Consider the following 20617-nt stretch of genomic DNA (forward strand, 5'->3'; position numbering starts at 1 on the left):
AGGAGGTGTACCGCCCCCGCCGCCGGAGGGAGGAAGACCGCGAGGTCGTCGGCCAGCCGTTCCGCCTGATCGCGGCCGGAGGTCAGGATGAGCCACGCGGGGGCCTGCCCCTCGAAGCGCGTGATGAGGCCGGCGAGGACCAGCGCCTTCGCGGCACCGCTCGGGCCGGCCACCCACGGGCGTTTCCTTCGCTCAAGTTGTTCGCAAACGTAGAGAAACTCCCGCCTGCGCGACAGCAGCGGGAGTATCCCGGACAAGGCCATGAGATTCCTCCGCCCGCTCATTGTACGGGAGGAGCGGAAAACCCGTCAACCGAGGTGGCGGAACGGTCGTGGGTCTATCGCAATGCCGTCTCGACTCTATCTCACTTCCCGAAGACATCTAGCAGCGGTACCGGACCGCTGCCCGTCACTACGTTCGGCATATGGCCGTCCCATTTGTCCACGGCCTTGAGTTGAGCCTCGATGCGCCGGAGGGCGACCAATTCCGGGGTCACGGCGGTCTTCTGGAGAGTGAGGGCTTGGGCCTGCGCCCGGGCTAGTTCGATCTGCTGTTGGGCCTCAAACTTGACCCGCTCGAGATTCCGTTGGGCCGTGAGCGCGTTCTGCTCGGCCGCGACCTTACCCTCGATCGCGGTGGTAAAGGACTGCGAGAATTGAAACTGCGTGATGCTCGTGGCATCGATCCGCAGCCCGAACGGTTCGACGCGGGCGGCGAGGGTTTTGTCCGCCGTGCTTTTCACCACGGGGCGTTCTTGAATGAGTTGCTGCGCGGTGAACTTGGCGGTGGTGGACTTGATCGTTTCCTGCACGTTCGGAGAAAGAATCCGGGTCTCCGCATCGTTTCTCAAGTTTGTGTAGACTTCCACCACGCGGGCGGGATCGATCTGATAGTTCACGGTCACGCTGGTATGGACGTCCTGCAGATCGGCCGAGGCGGCCTCAATGGCTTCCGCGTGATAGGCCTGGATCTGGACGTTCATGGACACGACCGTTTCGATCCACGGCGGAATCATATAGAGTCCGGGCTCTTTCACTTCGCCTGTGGGGGCGCCAAAGCGGAGGACCACGCCGCGGTACCCTGCGGCGACCTGCCCAAATGCCTCATCGAGGGTGAAGCCGGCGAGGACGAGCAGCACCGCCAACACCACGGAGGCCGGAGCGGGACCAAGGATGTTGCCGTGAGTATCTCGCCGTAATCCTGCCAGAATAATCAGCGCGGCCAATCCCACCGACACCAATCCGAGAACCAATTTCAATGTCCCCATTGCCTTCCCCCCTTTGTCACATCCGCCCCCGGCCGGCTGAACAGCCGGTCAGACCGGGGCCGGTTACCGCGCCGCGGGTCGGGTCGGAGACTCCGCGGCGCGCCGGCCGCGGTACCAGTTCGTGATGGGAAGCCGCCGGTCTTTCCCGAACGCTTTCGGCGTGATCCTGATGCCGGGCGGGGCCTGGCGGCGTTTGTACTCGCTGTGATCCACCATGGCGATCACGCGGGCCACCGTGCCGGCATCGTACCCGAGGGCCGCGATCTCTTCCGCGGACCGGTCGTCTTCGACGTAGAGCCGGAGGATCGGATCGAGCACGTCGTAGGGTGGCAGCATATCCTGGTCGGTCTGGTTCTCCCGCAGCTCCGCGGTCGGGGCGCGATCGAGGACGCCCTGGGGGATGACCGGCCGGCCTTCCCGGGCGTTCCGCCACCGCGCCAGCCGGTACACCAGCGTCTTCGGCACGTCCTTGATGACCGCGAAGCCGCCGGCCATGTCCCCGTAGAGGGTGGCATACCCGACGCTCATCTCGCTCTTGTTGCCCGTCGTGAGCACGAGCCAGCCCAGTTTGTTGGACAACGCCATCAGCAGGTTGCCGCGCGCGCGCGCCTGCAGGTTCTCCTCCGCGACGCCCGGCGGGCGGCCGGCGAAGGATTTCGCCAGGATCTGCTCGTAGGCGGCCACCGCAGGATCGATCGGCAGCTCGAGGAGCTCGATCCCCAGCGCGTGCGCGAGATCCTGCGCGTAGCGGCGGCTCGCCTCCGACGTGAACCGGGACGGCAGCGTCACTCCCTTGACCGCCTCCGGCCCGAGGGCATCCGCCGCAACGCACGCGACGAGCGAGGAATCAACGCCCCCGCTCAACCCCAGCACCACGGTGCGCAGGCCGTTCTTGCGCACGTAGTCGCGGGTGCCCAGCACGAGGGCCCGGTACACTTCTTCGACCTCGTCCGGCGGCTCCAGTACCGGGGATCCCGCCCGCGACGCCCCAGGCTCCGCGTGCGCAGCCCGGCCGTCGCGGGAGAGGGTGAACACGGGGGCACGCACCCCCTCGCTCTGCAGCGCATCAGGAGTCCGGATCGGGTTGTACCGCCGGATCCCGCGGATTGCGTCGATGTCCAAATCGACGGTGACCAACGCCTCCTCGAACGCAGGCCCGCGGCCGATCACGCCTCCGGTGGCATCGACGATCACGCCGAGCCCGTCGAACAACAATTCATCTTGGCCGCCGACGAGGTTGTTGTACGCGATCGCGATCGCATAATCGCGCGCCCGGGTCTTGAGCATCTCCTCGCGGACGCGCCACTTGCCGGCGCAGTAGGGAGAGCCGTTGATATTGATGGCGACGAGCGCGCCGGCGAGCGCCTGGGCCAGCAGCGGGCCGCCCGGCGCCCAGATGTCCTCGCAGATGTTCACGGCGACCGGCACGCCGTGGATGACGTACACGGGAGATTCGGTCCCTGGTTGAAAGTACCGCTTCTCGTCGAAGACGCCGTAGTTGGGCAGCCGCATCTTCCGGTACACGCCGGCGATGCGGCGTTCGGACAGGACCGCGGCGGCATTGTAGAGGTGGTCTCCGGAGTCGACGAATCCCACGACCGCCGCGGTGCTCTCGGCGTGTCGCGCGATTTCGTCAAGGCAAGACAGATTCTCGCTGATGAAGTCCGATTTGATCAGGAGGTCTTCGGGAGGGTACCCCGTGATCGCGAGTTCCGGAAATGAGACGACGTCGGCCCCCAACCCCTGGGCTTCTCCGAGCCGCTCGATGATCTTCCGGGTGTTGCCCTCGAAGTCACCGACGGTCGTGTTGATCTGCGCCATCGCGATCCGAAACCGCGTCGTCATCGTATGCTCACCGGCAGCCGAAGTCTCGGCCACTCTATTATAGCCGATGCCCCCTTTGGGGGTCAGGCAGACCCTCGGGTGCGCCGGCTCGGGCCGGCGGAGGATCGGCGTTCCAGGATAAAGGCGAGAGCCCCGCCGTCCGGCGGGGCCCTAGTCCCATTCGCGGCTCGGTCTCAGACGTCGTAGTACAAGAAGAACTCGTACGGGACCGGCCGGATGTTGACCTCATGCAGCTCCTTCGTGCGTTTGTAGTCGAGCCAGGTGTCGAGCAGGTCACGGGTGAACACGTCGCCCTCCAGCAGGAACTCGTGGTCGGCCTCGAGGGCGGCGAGCGCGGCACCGAGAGACCCGGGGACGCTCTTGATCTTGGCGGCTTCTTCCGGCGCCAGCTCGTACGTGTTCTTGTCGAGCGGGCCGAACCCGGCCTTGACCGGATCGATCTTGCGCTTGATGCCGTCCAACCCGGCCATCAGCATCGCGGCGAAGGCCAGATACGGGTTGCAGGTCGCGTCGGGACACCGGAACTCGACTCGCTTGCTCGCCGCCGCGGCGGGGCCAGAGAAGTACATGGGAATCCGGACTGCGGCGCTCCGGTTCCGCTGGCTGAATGCGATGTTGACCGGCGCCTCGTAGTGGGGGACCAGCCGCCGGTACGAGTTCGTGGTGCACGCGCACAGCCCCAGGAGCGCGTCGACATGGGTGAGCAGCCCGCCGATGTAATAGAGCGCGTCCTGGCTGAGCTCGGCGTATCCGCCCTCGCGGTAGAAGACGTTCTGGCCGCCCTTCCAGAGGCTGATGTGGGTGTGCATGCCGGTGCCGTTGTCGCCGAAGAGGGGCTTCGGCATGAACGTCGCCGTCAGCCCGTGGCGCCGCGCGACGTTCTTGACGATGTATTTGTAGCTGAGCAGGCTGTCCGCCATCCGGGTGAGGGTGTTGTACTTCATGTCGATCTCGCCCTGCCCGGCGTGCCCCACCTCATGGTGCTGCATCTCCACCTCGATGCCCCAATTCTCCATCTCCAGGACCATCTCGCTTCGGAGATCGAGGTGGATGTCGGCCGGCGGCACGGGGAAGTAGCCTTCCTTCACGCGCATGCGGTTCCCCAAGCCCGGCTGCCCGCTGTTCCAGGTCGCCTCCTGCGAATCGATGCTGTAGCCCATCCGGTGCGGCAGGACCTCGTACTGCACGTTGCTGAACACGAAGAACTCGGCCTCGGGCCCGAAGTACGATGTATCGGCCACGCCGGATGTCTTAAGATATTCCTCGGCCTTCTGAGCCACGTGGCGCGGGTCCCGCGTGTAGGGCTTCTGCGCGATCGGGTCGTTCACGTTGCAGATGACGGACAGGGTCGGGATCGTGCAGAAGGGATCCGGCCGCGCCGTCGCCGGGTCGGGCATCAGGAGCATGTCGCTCTCCTGGATCGCCTGGAAGCCGCGGATGCTGCTCCCGTCGAACCCGATCCCCCGGATGAACGTCTTTTCGTCCACCTGGCTGGCTGGGAGGGTTGCATGCTGCCAGGTTCCCGGCACGTCGACAAATTTCAGGTCCACCATCTTGACGCCGTGTTCCTTGATATATGCTACGATCTCGCGCGCCGTCATCTCCTTGCCTGCCATTCCTCCACCTCCGCGTCCCGCCGGGGACAGAGTTGCCCGGTTAAAGGCACACAAAAAGCCCCCCGTGGCGCGCGCCGCGCCCCGAGAGGCATCTCGGCCTTTCGGAACTGCTGTAGACTCGAAGGATTTATACCATGCGAGCATGACGAAGTCAACCGCTCTGGGGACCGCATATTTGCTGGCGAATCTGCGTGCGGGGTTACCTCAGCGACGCCTTGGGCGAGGCCTCCCCACCGCGGGCTGTTTCGGCGGGAGCGTCGAGACGAAGGCGATGCCCCGCTGCACCCATTTCGCGAGCGCCGCATCGGTGCGGTAGCCTGCGCGGTCGACGTACACAAAGCCGGCCAGGGGACGGCCGGCGAATTCCATCGGCCGCGCGTGCGGCAGTGCCAGCGCCCGCTTGTACGCGTCGGGTCCGACGCGAACCATAAAGGCAATGCTGGTGAGGCCGCAGCACATCCTGCCGTTCACCATGAAGGACAGCCCGCCCACCATCTTCTTCTCGACGACGTCCCGCCGCCGGGAGAGGATCCGCCGCACACGTGCGGCGGTCTTCTCGTCGTAGCCCATGACGGGTCAGGCGCCCCGGCGGGGACGATTAGCCGAACAGCCTGGGCTTGCCGAGCAGCGCACGCAGGGACGTCATCTTCCCGATGTGATACCACCGGTGGGCATTGGAGAAGGCAAACGCCCCCGCCACATTGTTCCAAAACCCGCGCGGCCCTTCGTTTGGCGCATCCAAATTGGCCTCCGCGACCACGCGCATCAAGGCCTCGTGGGTGTCGTCGAAGGCTTGCACCACCTCGGTGAGCGGCGGGTAGTCTGCCGCGCCGCCGGTCCCGGTTTTAAAGAGGACGGGGTAACGCTCGGGCAGGGTGGTGGCTGAGGTCACGCCTACTCGCTTGACAAAGTTCGAGTTGGCGACGGCCAGATGCCCGACCTGCCATATGATCGGGGAGAGCATCGTGTTCGGCATCCGGCGCGCCTCTTCCTCTGAGATCTCGCTCAGTATCAGCTTGACGACCTGGTGTGAGCCGCCGAGCGAATGCTGGATCAGGTCCCGATTCTCCACAACGACCGCCTCCTTGGGTTCTCTTACAGCAATACCGAACGCGCTGTACCGTGTGCTACCGGGATTTCCGCCCGCGCATGCGGGCGACAGGCCGCCGGCGTCGCTGGACCGTCCGGGGCGAGCGCCGCGCCCGTGTCGACGCGCCCTTGGCCGCCCGCGTCGAGCGCGTCCGTGTCCCCTTTTTCGCCGCTCGCGCCGCGCGCGCGCGCGCCGGCGGGCGCGCGCCATCCCCGCGTGCCTGCACGGCGCCGCCCACGGGCACGAGTTCGTACCGGGCGGTGGGGGCCGGCGTCGAGGATCCCCTGACGGTGCCCGGGAAGATCCGGAATACCGGGCAGAGGATCACCTCGATCCTCCCGCCGCCGGGCGCGAACAACGCCGGGAGGTAGAGCGTGCGCAGACCCACGATCGTGATCGCGCCCGACGGGGGCGTCGACAACCACCGGCGGGTCATCTCGTACGCGGGGGTCCCGGGAATGGTGACCGCGGTGATGCGGGTGCGGCCGGCGGCGTCCCCAAATGCGAAGAGGAACGGTCGGCCCTCCACGAACCGGCTTCGCCCTCCGTAGAATCGTCCGGTCATGTACACGTAGGCGGTCTCGAGCGGGGGGACGTCGCGAAACGTCATGACCGTCCCCGTGACCGCCATCTTCGTTCGCGGCTGCGCGTCCGCGAAGGGCATCCGGTGGACGCTCTCGATCTCGGCCCACTCCTCGCCTCCGGGCGCATCGAGCGGGATCGGGGGGAACGTGAGCCCCCGTTCCGTGGTGACGCTCCGAACCGGGTGCACCTCCAGGAGATGCGGGATGATGGGGTGCCTGGCCGATGCGTGATCGGGGAGCAGGCGAAGCTGACCGGTGACCGTGACCCGCTGCTGGGTGGTGATCACCTCATCCAGGAGATGTGAGTACACGCTGTGACCGGTCCCCCCGGCGGCGAGCGCCCCGGGACGGAGTGCATTCTGAATGATGCATCCTACGGCCATCTCGCCCTCGCCCACGGCGGGCGCGGGTGCGATGCCGAAGGCGATCCCCAATCCATACTCTCCGTCCTGCGTCCTGCCCGTGACATATCCCTCGAGGGTCACGTCGTAGCCGGGGGGTGGGGGGAGGTATGCCAGAGGGTCGGCGCCCGAGATCGAGAGGTCCGGGGCCCCGGGCGCGCCGATGAATACCCGGGCGGCGCACAGTACCCGTAGCAGATCCGCCGGCGTGCGGGCGTCGATCCGCCCGGCCGAGGGAGGGGCGGAGTGTTGGCGGAGCTCATCCGAGACCAGGATCGCCTTGGCGATCTCGCGCATCGGCGTCCTCGTGTTGCGGCTCTGCCGCTGGATCCGGAGAAACGCTTCCGGCTCATCGACCCCTTCGCGCTTCATCAAAATGCCTTTGGCCCGCTCCACCAGCTTCCGGGTCTCCAAGGTCTCCTTGAGGGTGCCGACCTCATGCTGGAGCGCGCGGAGCTCCTGGAACCGGGCCATCGCGACCTCGATCACCGGGATGAGCTCAGCCTCCCGCACGGGCTTGACGAGATACGCCAGAACCCCGGACTCCTGGGCGCGCTGAACGAGATCGCGCTCGCTCCACGCCGTCAGCAGGATGATCGGTTTCGGCGTTCGGGCCATGATCGTGGACGCCGCGGCGATGCCGTCGAGCCCCGGCATCTTGATGTCCATGAAGATCAGATCGGGAGAGGTCTTCCCCGCCAAGGTCACCGCCTGTTCGCCGTCCGATGCCTCACCGACCACCTTGTAGCCGTGCTCCTCGAGCATCGTGCGAAGACCCATCCGGATCACGGGCTCGTCGTCGGCGATCAGAATGCGCATCGCGTCGGCCACGGTTCAGCTCCCCTGAGGGCGCGGCATCGTGATCACCGCCCGGACCCCACGGACGTTGGTGAGCGACAGCTGACCCTTGAGGTCATCCTGCACCAGGGTCCGGACGATCTGCAGGCCGAGATCGGCGGAGCGCCCCGGCGAGAAGCCCTCCGGCAGCCCGATGCCGTCGTCTCGCACCTCGACCCGGATGGCCTCCCGCCCTTCGCTCAAGGTGATCACCACCCGCCCCGCCGATCGTCCGGGAAAGGCGTGCTCCATGGCGTTTTGCAGCAGTTCGTTGACCACGAGGGCCAGCGAGGTGGCCTGCTGGCTCGGCAGGCTGAAGTCGTCGCCCTCGATCCGCGCATCGAGCGCAAAGTGTGGAGGCGCCATCGTCTGGGTCACCGTCTGGACGACGCGCTCGAGCATCGCCCGGATCGCGACCTGACGCAGCCCTTCCGCCGCGAGAATCTCGTGCACCGCGGCGATACTGAGGATCCTGTTGATCGTCTCGGTGAGCACCTCGCGGCCCGATACTTCCCGGCCGTCCCGGATCTGGAGCCGCAAGAGCATCGCGATCATCTGAAGGTTGTTCTTGACGCGGTGGTGCATCTCGCGGACCATCGCGGATTTGACCACGAGCCCGGCATTTTCAATGGCGAGCGCGGTCTGGTTCGCCAGCGTCTGGAGGAGGTTCGTCTCCGCCTGGGTGAATTCGTGGCGCCGGTCGGTGTAGCAGTTCACCACGCCGAGGGTGCGGTCCCGGACCCTGAGGGGGACGGCCAGCATCGAGCGGACGTGGGGAGTGTAGGCGCCTCCCGGAAGCTCGTGCGCGTGAAACCGGGGATCGGCCGCGAGATCGGTGCTCATGACCGGTTGGCCCGATTCGACGGCAAGGCCGGGCAGGCCCTCACCCTGCCGCAGAGTCTGGCGCGGGCGGGGCCCGGCGTGCTCGGGATGGGAGGCGGCCAGCACGAGTTCCTCACCGTCCTGCAGCAGCAGGGTACACAGCGGCGCGTGGAACACACGGGCCGCCATCTCTACCAGAAGGCGCAGGATCTGCTCCAGGTAGAGCGGCGACGTGAGCGTCTCGCTGACCTCCGCCAGCGTGCTCAACTCCATGATCTGACGCCGCATGCTGTCGTAGAGCCGAGCTTTCTCCAGCGCTCCGCTCGCCATGTCGCTGATGATGCTGAGGAGCTCAACCTCGTCCTCGGTGTATTCATGCGTGCCCGTGGTTTGCACGTTGATAGCGCCGAGGATCTTCCCGCCGGTCGACAGAGGGACGGCCAGCAATGACTGGAAGAGCGTTTCACGAGTCTCCGGCAAATATTTGAACCGGGGATCCGCGGCGGCGTTGGTCGACGCGACCGCTTGGCCGTGCTCGGCCGCCCATCCAGTCAGCCCCTCCCCCACCCGCAGCCGGGAGTGGCCGACGGCTTCTGGGGCCAGCCCGGTGGTGGCTTTGAGGACGAGGTATTCCCGCTGCGCGTCGAGGAGATAGATGGAGCAACTGTCCATCCGCATGACGTCCGCGGTCCTGCGGGTGATTAAGGTGAGCGTGGTATCCAGGTCGGTGGCGGCGCTGATCGCCCGGCTGATCTCGCGTAGGGCGGAGATCTCGGCGGCTTTCCGGGCCAGCTGCTCGCGCGCGTCCGGCGTCGGGGCCGGGGGCGAGGGTGGTGCGGGTGTCCGCGGCCCTCTCTTCACCGCAACCTGCCGGTGTGCACCACCGGGTCTCCCGTCCGGGCCGGCATCCGGGCCGCCGCCTCCAGATCCTGGGGCGCGACCGAACTGCGGCGGTTCCTCGCGACCGCCCCGGCCATGAGCACCAGCCCCACCACGACGACCACTGCGCGGACCCCCCAGCCCAGCGGGGAGATCACCACGGGCGCGACGAGGAGGCTCACCAGGTTCATCACCTTGATCAGCGGATTGAGCGCCGGCCCCGCGGTATCCTTGAGCGGGTCTCCCACGGTGTCGCCGATGACGCCGGCTTTGTGGTACTCGGTGCCCTTGCCCCCGAGGAATCCATCCTCGATTTTCTTTTTGGCATTGTCCCAGGCTCCGCCGGTGTTCGCCATAAACACGGCGAGCAGCTGGCCGGTGAGAATCGCCCCGGTCAGGAAGCCTCCGAGCGGTGCGACCCCAAGGCCGAACCCGACGACGAGGGGGGCGGCGATCGCGATCACGGCCGGCGAGAGCAGTTCCCGCTGCGCGGCCCGGGTGACGATGTCCACGCACCGGTCGTACTCGGGCTTGGCCTTGCCCTCCATGATCCCCGGGATCTCGCGGAACTGCCGGCGGACCTCCTCGACGACCTCGAACGCGGATCGACCCACCGCCCGGATGAGGAACGCCGAGACGAGGAAGGGAACCGCCCCGCCGATCAGGAGGCCGATGAAGATCAACGGGAGGTTGACCTGGATGCCCACCCGATCGAGCGCGGCCGCGGCGGCCGTCCCACCCACGCCCACGGCCTGGCGGAGGCTCTCCAGCGACGCACCGAGATGAGCCTGATCCACGTACGACCGGAACAGCGCCGTCGCGGCGATCACGGCGGTGGCGATGGCAAAGCCCTTGGTGAGCGCCTTCGTTGTGTTGCCGGCCTGGTCGAGCTGGGCGACGATCCGTGTGGCGAGATCGTCGTCGCCCGCCGCTCGGGACATCTCCACGATCCCGTTGGCGTTATCGACGATCGGCCCGAACGTGTCCATCGCCAGGATGTAACCCGTGACGCTCAGCAGACCGAGTCCGGCCAGCGCGACCCCATATCCGGCCAGCGCGACATCGCCCTGGAAGATCGTGAACGACGCGAGGATGGTCGCGGCGACCGCGAGGATCGCCCAGACGGAGGACTCCAGGCCGAATCCCAACCCCGACAGGAGGAACGTCGCGGGGCCGGTCTTCGTCGAGTACGCCATCTCGGTGACGGGCCGGAGGTTTGGATTGGTGAACTGGTCGGTGAGCCACTTGATCACGAGGGCGAGCAGGAGACCCGTGAGCGTGGCGAAGGAGAACCGCCAGTCCGGTGCGCCGGTGTTGGGGTCGGTCAGATAGAGGGCGTTGACCGCCGCGAAACCGGCCACGGACGCCGCGGCGGAGACCCAGAGGCCGATGTTGATCGGCTGCATCGGATCCCGGATCTCCTCGTCTTTCGCCCGAACGAACCAGGTCCCCAGAATGGACGCAAACACGCCCACGCCCTGAACGAGTAGCGGGAACAGGATGAGCTTGAGGGCAAACGCCGATGCGTGCGGGCCGTACAAGGACCGAAAATGCGGATCGAGCAGCGTCCCCGCGCCGAGAATGATCGCGGCAACCAGCGTTACTTCGTAGGACTCGAACACGTCGGCCGCCATACCCGCGCAGTCCCCCACGTTGTCACCGACGTTGTCCGCGATCGTCGCGGGGTTGCGGGGATCATCTTCGGGAATGCCGACTTCGACTTTGCCCACCAGGTCGGCGCCGACATCGGCCGTTTTAGTATAGATCCCCCCGCCGATCCGCATGAACGAAGCGACGAGCGATCCGCCGAATCCGAAGCCGACGAGGACGCGCGTCGCGTCGCCTCTGAACAGGACAAAGATCGCGGTGGCGCCGAGCAGCCCGAGGCCCACGGTGAACATCCCGGAGACGGTGCCGGCCTGGAAGGCCGTCTCGAGCGCTTCCTTGAATCCACGGGTCGCTCCGAACGCCGTTCGGACGTTCCCCCGGACGGCGAGGTTCATGCCCACGAAGCCCGCACCGTAGGAGGCCAGACATCCCCCTAGGAACGCGAGGGCCACACCCACGGCGAGGATGGGGTTCGAGTAGATCGGGCGATAGAGTACATAGAGCGTGACGGTGATGACCAGGATGAATAGCGACATGGTGCGGAACTGCCGGCCCAGGTACGCTTCGGCGCCTTCCTGGATGGCCGCCGCGACCGCCTGCATCGATGCCGGGCCCGGGCTGCGGCGGAGGACCCGGCGAATGAGCCACCACCCATAGGCCAGCGCACAGGCTCCGGCGCCGAAAACGAGCCAAAGCAGCGTCGACTCGAGCCCGCCGAAGGCCGGAAGGGCGATACCCGATTCGCTCATGCACGATCCTCCTTACGATCTCTTCGGATATCCCCCTCTGGCGCGTCCGAAGAAGGCCGCTCCCTATTATGGATTATCGCTGTTGGGGCGTCCCCATCATAGCAGGCACACACCGGTGATTCAAGTAGAAATCAAAAGGATGAGGTCGAAAACGCAAGGGTTTTGCCGTTAGATGCCTCTAATTGCAGGTTGGAGCCCCGGTTTCCCGTTCCTTGGGAGGAACCGGTCTCTCAGAGGCGCTGCGGCAAGAAGAAGCCGCTCGTCTCCTGGACGAACCGGAGCTGGGCATGCTCCGAGATCTCGTGGGTCCTGAAGAACCCCGAATTTACCTCGAGCGCGTACCGGAAGGGCAGATGAGGATCGTACAGGGGAAACTTGCTCGGGTCGTCCGAGGTGGGGTCGGCAGCCACCGGCATCTCCATTATCCGCACGATGTGCCAATTGGAGTCGATGAACGCAATGGCCAGAGGGATCAAGGTGTTCTTCATCCAGAACGATTCGCGCACCGGCGTGGGAAAGACGAACAGCATCCCCGAATCGGGATCCAAGATGTTGCGGCACATCAACCCGACCTCCTGGCGGTCGGGAGTGTCGGCGATTTGCACCCGAATGCGCGCGACGTGTCCGCCATCGGTCATGATGACGGTTCCGCCACGATAGGCAAAGAGGGGGACCGAGCAGGCGGATGCCCCCGCCGGCAGCGCTCCTCCGCCCGCCAGCGCCAGGGCCGCGGCCGCTACCACCGCCAGCATCCAAACCGCCGTTCGCATGTGCCCCACTCGCTTCTCCCGGTGGTTAGTGTACCACGGAGTTGAGCCAGGTGAGAATCAGAGGAACCGCCGGGTTCGGATCCGCATCCTCGACGTCCAGGTGGGAGAGCTCCGGGAAGATCTTGATCGTGACGCGATCGGGCGGGGTCGCGACACGGGTCCGGTAGAACTCGGTCTCCCGCGCGGAGCGGACCAATCCCCCTCCGGCGCCGATGATCAGCATCGGGAGCGCGGTGTCGCCGACGTGGGTCAGGCTCATGTACTGCTGCGCAAACGCATCGCTCGGCGCTAGCGTGGACGCGAGCCCGAGATCCAGCACGATCCGCCAGGGAAAGTACCACTCCGTAAAGTCTCCCCCTGGGAGGAGAATGGCCGACAGGAGCTTCTGGATCGAGACCCGAGGGCGGGGGGTCGACGCTCCCTCGGGGAGGCGAATGAGGGACTCGCCGGGCGCCGGGTATCCGCTGTGCAGATCGAGGAGCCCGCGGCGGTTGATGTTCGTGGGGTCCGGGAACCTCGCGAAGACGCCGATGGGCCGCTCCACGTTGGCCCGGATCAGCCTGTCGGGTTGCATCTCGTCCGAGAAGATGGCGGCGACGAGCGCTTCATTCGTGATCCGGAGCCCGCGCCGGGGGGGGAAAGGGAAATAACTCGCCGCCTTGGGTCGGAGGTACGCGTAGACGCTCAGGACGTCGAGGAGGATGCTGTCCTGTGTCCGAGCCAGATTCCGCGTCTTGGTAAAAGGCGCGGGCCGCCGCTTGGGATCGGCATCGGTCAGGGCGTCGATGCCGGGGATGCGGCCGAAGAACGGAACCCGAAGGCCGTGCAGGTACTGATCCCGCGTCAGATGGAGCGGCACCCGGACCGGGAGCCCATCGAGGAACAGCAGGCCTACGAGACGCCCGGCGCCGATCTCCGGGGCCGGTGCAGGGGACGTTGGGGATCCCGGGGTCGCGGCAAAATCATACCCGGCGTACGTGGCGGCCAGGATCCCGCCGAGGGAGTGGCCCCCGAGTACGACTCGGACAGCGGGATACCGGGTGCGGATCTCGCGGATGGTCGCATCGATGTCACGCAGGTGCACGTCCAGGCCCCAGTAGGCCATATACGGGATCTCCGGCCCTTTGACCAGCTGGAACCTTCGCCCGTCGATCTCGAGCGAACCATAATAATAGCCGAGCGCGAAGTCCGGATGTCGGTAGGCGAGCGCCGCCGCGATGCCCCGCCTGTCCTGCAAGAGGGTCGGCCGCGGGGCGGTGATCCAGATCTCGAGTCCCGGGCCGTGCCCGGTGAGGAGGGCTTGAGCGATGAGGTCCATCGTGTTCGGTCCCGAGTTGAGGCCCGGGATCAGCACGAGGACGATCGATGGAGCGCCCGCGCCGTCGAGCGCGTAGCGAAAGGCCCGCCCCCGGTTGTATTGCGGCGGCGTGTGCGGTTCGGCGGCCCCGGGCACATCGACCAGGGTTCGCGTCACGGCGGCAGGCTGCGCAAACACCGCGTTCCCTGCGGGCGCCGCACAGAGGCTTGCGAGCACGAACGCGGCCACACAGCGGAGCGTCGTCATCATGAGCCACAACGAGCAAAACGGCGAAGGGAATCCCCAGGGTGCCCTCGAACCCCCAATCTCCCGTGAGAGCGTACGACGTGATCGTGGTCGGTGCCGGCCCCGCGGGAGCGGAAGCGGCCCGTGCCGCGGCTCGTGGGGGCCTCCGGACGTTGCTCGTGGAGGAACATTCCACCATCGGCGTTCCGAGCCACTGCACCGGGAAGCTGTCGCATCACGCCTTCGCCGAGTTCGAGATCCCCCGGCATCTGGCGATCAACGCAGTCAGCGCGGCGGTGTTTCACTCCCCCGGCGGCGTGTCGGTGCGGGTCCGCCGCGCCAGCGTGGATTCCTACGTCGTCGATCGGGTGGCATTCGATCGGTGGCTCGCCGGCCGCGCCGCCGCCGCGGGGGCGGAGGTGATGACGGGCGTCCGCATCACCGCGGCGCGGCGTAATCACGCCGGCATGGTCGTGTCCGGCACCAGGGGCGGCCGGTTCACGGAGGCGTCGTGCCGTCTGCTCATCGACGCCGAAGGCGCGGCCCCCCGGTTGCCCGCAACGCTGGGCGTCCGGCTCCCGCGCCGGTACGCGATGGGCCTCCAGTATCACATGCGCGGGGTGGGGGGGATTGACCCGGATACCCCCGAGGTGTTCTTCGGCCGCGATCTCGCCCCGGGGTTTTTCGCGTGGCTGATGCCGGTCGGCCGCGACCGCGCCCGCGTGGGGTTGTGCGTCGATCCGCGGATCGCCCGGCGCGCTCCGATCTGGTATCTCGAGCGCTTCATCGCCACGCACCCGGCGCTGCACAGCCGGCTCGCCGGAGCGACCGTCGAAGAGAAGGTCGCCGGCCGGATCGCGCTCCTCGGGCTGCGACGACCGGTCGACGCGGGCGGGTTCGTCATCGTCGGCGACGCGGCGGGTCAGGTCAAGGCGACGTCCGGCGGCGGGATCTACTACGCGATGATCGCCGGGCGCATCGCCGGCGAGATCGCGGCCCGCTATGTCGGGGGCGACCGGAAGGCCACGGCGGAGTACGAACGGCGGTGGCGGAGCCGGTTTGGGCGCGAGGTCTCGTTCACGGCGTTCGGCCGGCGGGCGATCAATCACCTGTCGGACGCCGACCTCGACGCGCTCCTGGGGGCGATCGCGGAGAGCCCCCAGCTCAGGCTGAGTGTCGAGCGCGCGGGCGACACGCAGTTTCAATCCCGGCTCTTCTTCCCGCTCCTGCTCGGCCTGGGCGCCGCCGGGGTGCGGCGACCCGCGCTCGTTCCGGTGGTCGCGAAGGCGCTGCTCCACGGTATGCTGACGCAGCTCTGACCGAATCGCGCGGCACGGGAGGATACGCGTCGGGCGACACGAATCCTCTCCTATGCGCATCATCGCCGACCTTCACCTCCACTCCAAGTTCAGCCGCGCAACCAGCCGAGAGATGGACGTCGAAACCCTCACACGATGGTGCGGTCTCAAGGGTATCACTGTTGTGGGCACGGGGGACTTTACCCATCCGGTGTGGCTGCGCGAACTCCGCGCGAAACTACGTTCCAACGGGCGCGGCCTGTACACCTGCGGCGCCCAGCATTTCATGCTCACCAGCGAGGTGAGCAATATCTACCCGCAGGGCGGCCGGCTCCGCAAGATTCACAACATCATTCTTGCCCCCTCCCTTGAGGTTGTAGACCGCATCAACGCCGTCCTGGGACGATTCGGCAGCTTGATGGCCGACGGGCGTCCCACACTCTCGCTGCCGAGCGACAAGCTCGTTGAGTACGTCATGGAAATCTCGCCGGAGTGCATGGTGATCCCGGCCCATGTCTGGACGCCGTGGTTCTCCTTGTACGGCAGCAACTCCGGGTTCGACTCGCTCCGGGAGTGCTTCGGCGACCAGGCGCGCCACATCCATGCGGTGGAAACCGGGCTCTCGAGTGACCCCCCCATGAACTGGCGGATCGGGGAACTGGACTCGGTGATGCTCGTGAGCAACTCCGACGCGCACTCGCCGGCGAAGCTCGGACGCGAGGCCAATGTGTTCGACTGCGAGCTCGACTACGGGGAGATCCTCGGTATCCTGCGGCGGGGCGACACCTCGAAATTCCTGGAGACGCTCGAGTTCTTTCCCGAGGAAGGGAAGTATCACTTTGACGGGCATCGGGTGTGCAACCAGCGGCTCTCGCCCCGCGAGACCCGTACCGCGCGTGGTCGCTGTCCCGTGTGCGGAAAGCCGCTCACGGTGGGGGTGATGTCCCGGGTCGAGGCGCTGGCGAGCCGGGAAGATGGCTCGGCCATGCCGGGCCGGGTGCCGTTCCGCCACCTGATCCCGCTCGAAGAGATCATCGGGGAAGCGCTCGGCTCTCAACCCGGCAGCTCGGCGGTGCGCGAGGAGTATCTCGCGCTCACCTCCGCGCTCGGCAACGAGTTCGCCATCCTGATGGACGTCCCCCTGGACGAGGTCGCCCGGCACGCGCGTCCTCGCCTGGTGGAAGGGCTGCGCCGGGTCCGCGACGGCCGGGTGCAGATCCGCCCGGGATACGACGGCGTGTTCGGTGAGATTCGCATCTTCGGCGGCGAGGCGGAGGAACGCCGAGTGGAGGAAGCGCAGCCGGCGCAGACCAGCCTGTTCTGACCCCCCGGGTCGACCGCACGCAGGGGACCGGCCGGATCAGGGCGCGCCCGCCGCGGCCGACGGTATTTGTCCGCCCGGGCCACGACGCGAGACTTCGCGCCGGGCACCTCTGGCTGTATCGGACCGAGATCGCCCGGATCGAGGGGGATCCCGAAGAGGGAGACGCCGTGGCGGTGCGCGCAGCCTCCGGCCGCCATCTCGGCACCGGGTTCCTCAATACCCGCTCGGCGATTGCGGTGCGCCTCCTCACGCGTGAAGACCGCGAGATCGACGAAGGATTTCTGGCGGACGGTCTAAGCCGCGCGATTTCTCTGCGCACACGGCTGGTCCCCCCCGCGGGAGCCTGTCGTCTCGTGTACAGCGAGGGGGACTACCTCCCGGGGCTGATCGTCGACCGCTACGCCGATCTCCTCGTCGTCCAGACCCTGACCCTCGGGATGGATCGGCGGAAAGACCTCCTGGTGCGTCTGCTCACGGACATGGTCGGGCCACGAGGCGTTTATGCCCGCAACGATCCGGCCGTCCGGCGGCTCGAGGGCCTCCCGAAAGAGTCCGGGTGGGTCACGGGAAGTGGATCGACCAGGGTCGAGATCGAGGAAGGCGAGAGCCGGTTCATGGTGGATATCGCGGAGGGGCAGAAGACAGGGTTCTTTCTCGACCAGCGCGAGAACAGGACGCGGATCGCGGGCCTCGCCGCCGGGCTGGACATCTTGGACTGCTTCGCCTACACGGGAGCCTGGGGCATCCGGGCCGCACGGCGTGGGGCGGCCGCGGTCACCGGGATCGAGATCTCGGACACCGCGGCCGCGCTGGCCGGGGAGAACGCCGCCCGCAACGGGTGCGGCGATCGCTGCCGCTGGCTCCAGGAGAACGCCTTCGACGGGCTGCGGCGTCTCGCGTCGGCCGGCCCTGCGTTCGATCTGGCGATCCTCGATCCCCCTGCGTTTGTGAAGACCCGCTCCGCGCTCGCGCAGGGCCTCGGAGGGTATAAAGAGATAAACCTGCGCGCGCTCAAGGTACTGCGCCCAAACGGCTGGTTGGTCACGTGTTCATGCTCGTATCACGTGGATGAGGCTACCCTGACGGCGGTGGTATGGGACGCCGCGCGGGATGCGAGGAGGAGGATCAGGATCGTCGAGAGCCGTTCCCAGGCGGGGGACCATCCCGTTCACCCAGCGATGCCGGAGACCCGGTATCTCAAGTGTCTGATCATCGCGGTGGAGTGAGACGCGCCCGGTCTGGGCCTCGAGGCCGGGCGCGCCCGTGGTCTCTGTCCCAGTTGGTTGCGGGCCGCCCGTGGGGCGTCTATAATGGAAGGAGAAATGTTCCAGACATATCACTGTGGGTAGGCGCGGGAGGAGATCCGTGTGCCGGATTCTCCTCCTTTGTGTTTGAGCCTGATTTCAGCTGAGGTGATTACGGGTGGTCGGCCAGCAGGTCCACATTACCGATAACCTCGACGTGCTCCTGGGCGTCCTGCCTCCGCAGATCCGCGACGCCGTCGAACAGCAGCCAACCCTGGATGAGCTCCTGGAGGTCGTGCTCGACCTTGGGCGCGAGCCCGAAGCCCGGTTCCCCGGACGAGCCGTGCGGCTGTCGGAGGCGTTCGTCAGCCGGGACGAGATGCAGTTCGTGATCAGCCGGGTGGGGACGTTCGGCAAGGACAACCGGGCCGGGATCGAGCGGACCCTCCACCGGATCTCGGCGATCCGCAACCGCGTCGGCGAGATCATCGGGCTGACCTGTCGCGTTGGCCGCGCCGTGTTCGGCACGGTTGACATCGTCCGGGACGTGATCGAATCCGGGCAGAGCGCGCTGCTGGTCGGGCGGCCCGGGGTCGGCAAGACGACGCTGCTCCGGGAGGCCGCCCGCGTCCTCTCCGATGAGATCGGCAAGCGCGTCGTGGTGGTGGATACCAGCAACGAGATCGCCGGCGACGGGGACATCCCGCATCCGGGGATCGGGCGCGCGCGCCGGATGCAGGTTCCATACCCGGAGCTCCAGCACGCGGTCATGATCGAGGCCGTGGAAAACCACATGCCGGAGGTCATCGTCATCGATGAGATCGGCACCGAAGCGGAGGCGCTGGCGGCCCGCACGATCGCGGAGCGCGGCGTGCAGCTCATCGCCACCGCGCACGGCAACACGCTCGACAACCTCCTGCAGAACCCCACCCTGTGCGACCTGGTCGGGGGGATCCAGGCGGTGACGCTCGGCGACGAGGAAGCCCGCCGGCGGGGCACCCAGAAGACGGTCTTGGAGCGCAAGGCCCCGCCCACGTTTGAGGTCGTCATCGAGATCCAGGAGCAAGACCGGCTCGCGGTGCACCACGATGTGGCTCACGTGGTGGACCGGTTCCTGCGGGGAGATATGCCGCGAGCCGAGATCCGTACGCGGACCGCGGAGGGTGAGGTGCGGATCAGCACCGACGGTGAGGGGGCGGCCCCACCGGCCACCGATGGCCACGCGCTCGTCGGGCGCCCCCCGCACAAGATTGTCCGGATCTACCCGTACGCGGTGAGCCGGAACCGACTCGAGCGGGCCATCCGGGAGCTGCGCGTCCCGGCCGACATCGCGAACACGCTGTCCGAGGCCGATCTGCTGCTCACCCTCAAATCACAAGAGAAGCGTCAGCCCAAGCGGCTCCGCGAGGCCGGCACCCGTGGGCTTCCCATGCACATCATCAAGAGCAACACGGTCTCGCAGATCGAAGCGGTGCTCCGGGGGATCTTCCGGGTCGACGACCGCCACGACCCCGACGAGGTGGCGCTGCGGGAGGTCGAGGATGCGATCTCCGAGGTGATGGCCTCGGCTCAGCCCGTGGAGCTCACTCCCCAGAACTCGTATGTGCGCCGGATGCAGCACCAGTTCATTCAGCGGTACGGCCTCCTCTCCGAAAGTAAAGGCACGGACCCGTTCCGGCGGGTGGTGATCTATCCTCAGTAGGGCCCCCAGGAACGCCGCGGCGGCGCCCCATCCCGACTCCAGAGCGGGGATCTTCATCACGCTGGAAGGCCCCGAGGGCGCCGGGAAGACCACACAGACCGGCCTTCTGGCCGACCACCTCCGGCACAGCGGCCGCGAGGTGGTGTGCGTCCGCGAGCCCGGAGGGACTCCGATCGGCGAGCAGATCCGCGCCCTGCTGCTCGATCCCCGGCGGGGGGAGATGGACGCGCGGGCAGAGATGCTCCTGTTCGCGGCGTCCCGGGCCCAACTCGTGGCGCAGATCATCGCGCCCGCGCTCCAAGCGGGCCGGGACGTGGTGTGCGACCGGTATGTGGATGCGTCCCTCGCCTACCAGGGCATCGCCCGGGGGATCGGGGTCGAGCCGGTACGGACCGTCAACGCCGTCGCGACGGCCGGGGTCTATCCGGACCTCACGTTGCTGCTCGACATCGACGTCGCCACGGGGCTCACGCGGGCCCGAGCGGAGACCGGGGCGCGCGCCGCGGGCGACCGGATGGAGCAGGAGGTCCTCGTCTTCCACCAGCGGGTGCGAGAAGGGTTTCTTTCCCTAGCCCAGAAAGACCCCCTTCGAATTAAGGTGATCGATGCCCGCGGGTCGGTGACCGCGGTGCAGCGGGCGATCCAGGAGGCGGTGGCGCAGATCCTGCGCGGCCGCGGAGAGGGGCTCGGCCAGGAGGGGTCCCGATGAAGCTGATCCTAGCGATCGTACAGGACAAGGACACGCGCGCGCTGATGGAGGCGCTCGTGGCTGCGGAGTTCCAGGCGACAAAGCTGGCAAGCACGGGCGGGTTCCTCCGCGAGGGCAACGCGACGGTCCTGATCGGCACCGACGAGAGCAAGGTCGAGGCGGTGCTCGCGGTCATTCAACGGACCTGCCACGTACGGGAGCAACTCGTGAGCCCCCTGCCGCCGGTCGTGGAGCCGGTCGACTCGTACATCTCTGCGCCGGTCAAGGTGCAGGTCGGCGGTGCCGTCGTGTTTGTCATCGACGTCGAACGGATGGTCAAGATCTAGGTC

16 protein-coding genes are annotated in these 20617 nt (G+C 67.2%); 6 read left to right on the top strand and 10 right to left on the bottom strand.

What is annotated here, in order from left to right; all coding sequences use genetic code 11:
• Positions 1–364 precede the first annotated feature (364 nt).
• The 10 genes from VFP86_00705 to VFP86_00750 all read right to left on the bottom strand — a co-directional run bounded on the left by VFP86_00705 (position 365) and on the right by VFP86_00750 (position 14035).
• The gene (locus VFP86_00705) at positions 365–1267 is read right to left on the bottom strand and encodes a prohibitin family protein (protein ID HET8998143.1); all 903 of its coding nucleotides are present in this window, start codon (positions 1265–1267) and stop codon (positions 365–367) included.
• A 63-nt stretch (positions 1268–1330) separates the two neighbouring features.
• Complete coding sequence (locus tag VFP86_00710) at positions 1331–3112, bottom strand: NAD+ synthase (protein ID HET8998144.1); 1782 nt, start codon at positions 3110–3112, stop codon at positions 1331–1333.
• A 173-nt stretch (positions 3113–3285) separates the two neighbouring features.
• Positions 3286–4728, bottom strand: a complete 1443-nt coding sequence (gene glnA / locus VFP86_00715) for a type I glutamate--ammonia ligase (protein HET8998145.1) — start codon at positions 4726–4728, stop codon at positions 3286–3288.
• A 204-nt stretch (positions 4729–4932) separates the two neighbouring features.
• On the bottom strand, positions 4933–5298 hold the full coding sequence (locus VFP86_00720) for a TfoX/Sxy family protein (GenBank protein ID HET8998146.1): 366 nt from the start codon (positions 5296–5298) through the stop codon (positions 4933–4935).
• Positions 5299–5326: 28 nt separating this feature from the next.
• On the bottom strand, positions 5327–5800 hold the full coding sequence (locus VFP86_00725) for a DinB family protein (GenBank protein ID HET8998147.1): 474 nt from the start codon (positions 5798–5800) through the stop codon (positions 5327–5329).
• Positions 5801–5855: 55 nt separating this feature from the next.
• Positions 5856–7634 carry a response regulator gene (locus VFP86_00730; GenBank protein ID HET8998148.1) on the bottom strand — a complete coding sequence of 593 codons (1779 nt, stop codon included), beginning with the start codon at positions 7632–7634 and terminating at the stop codon, positions 5856–5858.
• A 3-nt stretch (positions 7635–7637) separates the two neighbouring features.
• Positions 7638–9323: a GAF domain-containing protein gene (locus VFP86_00735; GenBank protein HET8998149.1), complete on the bottom strand. Its 1686-nt coding sequence runs from the start codon at positions 9321–9323 to the stop codon at positions 7638–7640.
• Entirely contained in the window at positions 9320–11698 is a 2379-nt protein-coding gene (locus VFP86_00740; GenBank protein HET8998150.1) for a sodium-translocating pyrophosphatase, read from the bottom strand. Before VFP86_00740 ends, VFP86_00735 begins: the two co-directional genes overlap by 4 nt.
• 230 nt (positions 11699–11928) lie before the next feature.
• Positions 11929–12468, bottom strand: a complete 540-nt coding sequence (locus VFP86_00745) for a DUF192 domain-containing protein (GenBank protein ID HET8998151.1) — start codon at positions 12466–12468, stop codon at positions 11929–11931.
• Between the two features lie 25 nt (positions 12469–12493).
• Positions 12494–14035: a hypothetical protein gene (locus tag VFP86_00750; GenBank protein HET8998152.1), complete on the bottom strand. Its 1542-nt coding sequence runs from the start codon at positions 14033–14035 to the stop codon at positions 12494–12496.
• 77 nt (positions 14036–14112) lie between these two features.
• Between VFP86_00750 and VFP86_00755 the strand changes: the two genes are divergently transcribed.
• The 6 genes from VFP86_00755 (at position 14113) to VFP86_00780 (ending at position 20614) form a co-directional block, all read left to right on the top strand.
• Positions 14113–15330 (top strand): NAD(P)/FAD-dependent oxidoreductase, encoded by a 1218-nt coding sequence (locus VFP86_00755; protein ID HET8998153.1) that lies wholly within the window; start codon positions 14113–14115, stop codon positions 15328–15330.
• Positions 15331–15382: 52 nt separating this feature from the next.
• Positions 15383–16633: an endonuclease Q family protein gene (locus VFP86_00760; protein HET8998154.1), complete on the top strand. Its 1251-nt coding sequence runs from the start codon at positions 15383–15385 to the stop codon at positions 16631–16633.
• A gap of 35 nt (positions 16634–16668) precedes the next feature.
• Complete coding sequence (locus VFP86_00765) at positions 16669–17859, top strand: class I SAM-dependent rRNA methyltransferase (GenBank protein HET8998155.1); 1191 nt, start codon at positions 16669–16671, stop codon at positions 17857–17859.
• A 196-nt stretch (positions 17860–18055) separates the two neighbouring features.
• Positions 18056–19579, top strand: a complete 1524-nt coding sequence (locus VFP86_00770; GenBank protein ID HET8998156.1) for a R3H domain-containing nucleic acid-binding protein — start codon at positions 18056–18058, stop codon at positions 19577–19579.
• Between the two features lie 55 nt (positions 19580–19634).
• Complete coding sequence (tmk, locus tag VFP86_00775; GenBank protein HET8998157.1) at positions 19635–20288, top strand: dTMP kinase; 654 nt, start codon at positions 19635–19637, stop codon at positions 20286–20288.
• Positions 20285–20614: a cyclic-di-AMP receptor gene (locus VFP86_00780; protein ID HET8998158.1), complete on the top strand. Its 330-nt coding sequence runs from the start codon at positions 20285–20287 to the stop codon at positions 20612–20614. The genes tmk and VFP86_00780 overlap by 4 nt, the downstream gene beginning before the upstream one ends.
• Positions 20615–20617 lie beyond the last annotated feature (3 nt).

The sequence above is a fragment of the bacterium genome, assembly GCA_035703895.1.
Taxonomy (GTDB): domain Bacteria; phylum Sysuimicrobiota; class Sysuimicrobiia; order Sysuimicrobiales; family Segetimicrobiaceae; genus Segetimicrobium.

Bases quoted from the DNA above. Each gene is read 5' to 3' on its own strand.
- VFP86_00705 (HET8998143.1), bottom strand. From the start codon at position 1,267: ATGGGGACATTGAAATTGGTTCTCGGATTGGTGTCGGTGGGATTGGCC.
- VFP86_00710 (HET8998144.1), bottom strand. From the start codon at position 3,112: ATGACGACGCGGTTTCGGATCGCGATGGCGCAGATCAACACGACCGTC.
- glnA (HET8998145.1), bottom strand. From the start codon at position 4,728: ATGGCAGGCAAGGAGATGACGGCGCGCGAGATCGTAGCATATATCAAG.
- VFP86_00720 (HET8998146.1), bottom strand. From the start codon at position 5,298: ATGGGCTACGACGAGAAGACCGCCGCACGTGTGCGGCGGATCCTCTCC.
- VFP86_00740 (HET8998150.1), bottom strand. From the start codon at position 11,698: ATGAGCGAATCGGGTATCGCCCTTCCGGCCTTCGGCGGGCTCGAGTCG.
- VFP86_00745 (HET8998151.1), bottom strand. From the start codon at position 12,468: ATGCGAACGGCGGTTTGGATGCTGGCGGTGGTAGCGGCCGCGGCCCTG.
- VFP86_00750 (HET8998152.1), bottom strand. From the start codon at position 14,035: ATGATGACGACGCTCCGCTGTGTGGCCGCGTTCGTGCTCGCAAGCCTC.
- VFP86_00760 (HET8998154.1), top strand. From the start codon at position 15,383: ATGCGCATCATCGCCGACCTTCACCTCCACTCCAAGTTCAGCCGCGCA.
- VFP86_00780 (HET8998158.1), top strand. From the start codon at position 20,285: ATGAAGCTGATCCTAGCGATCGTACAGGACAAGGACACGCGCGCGCTG.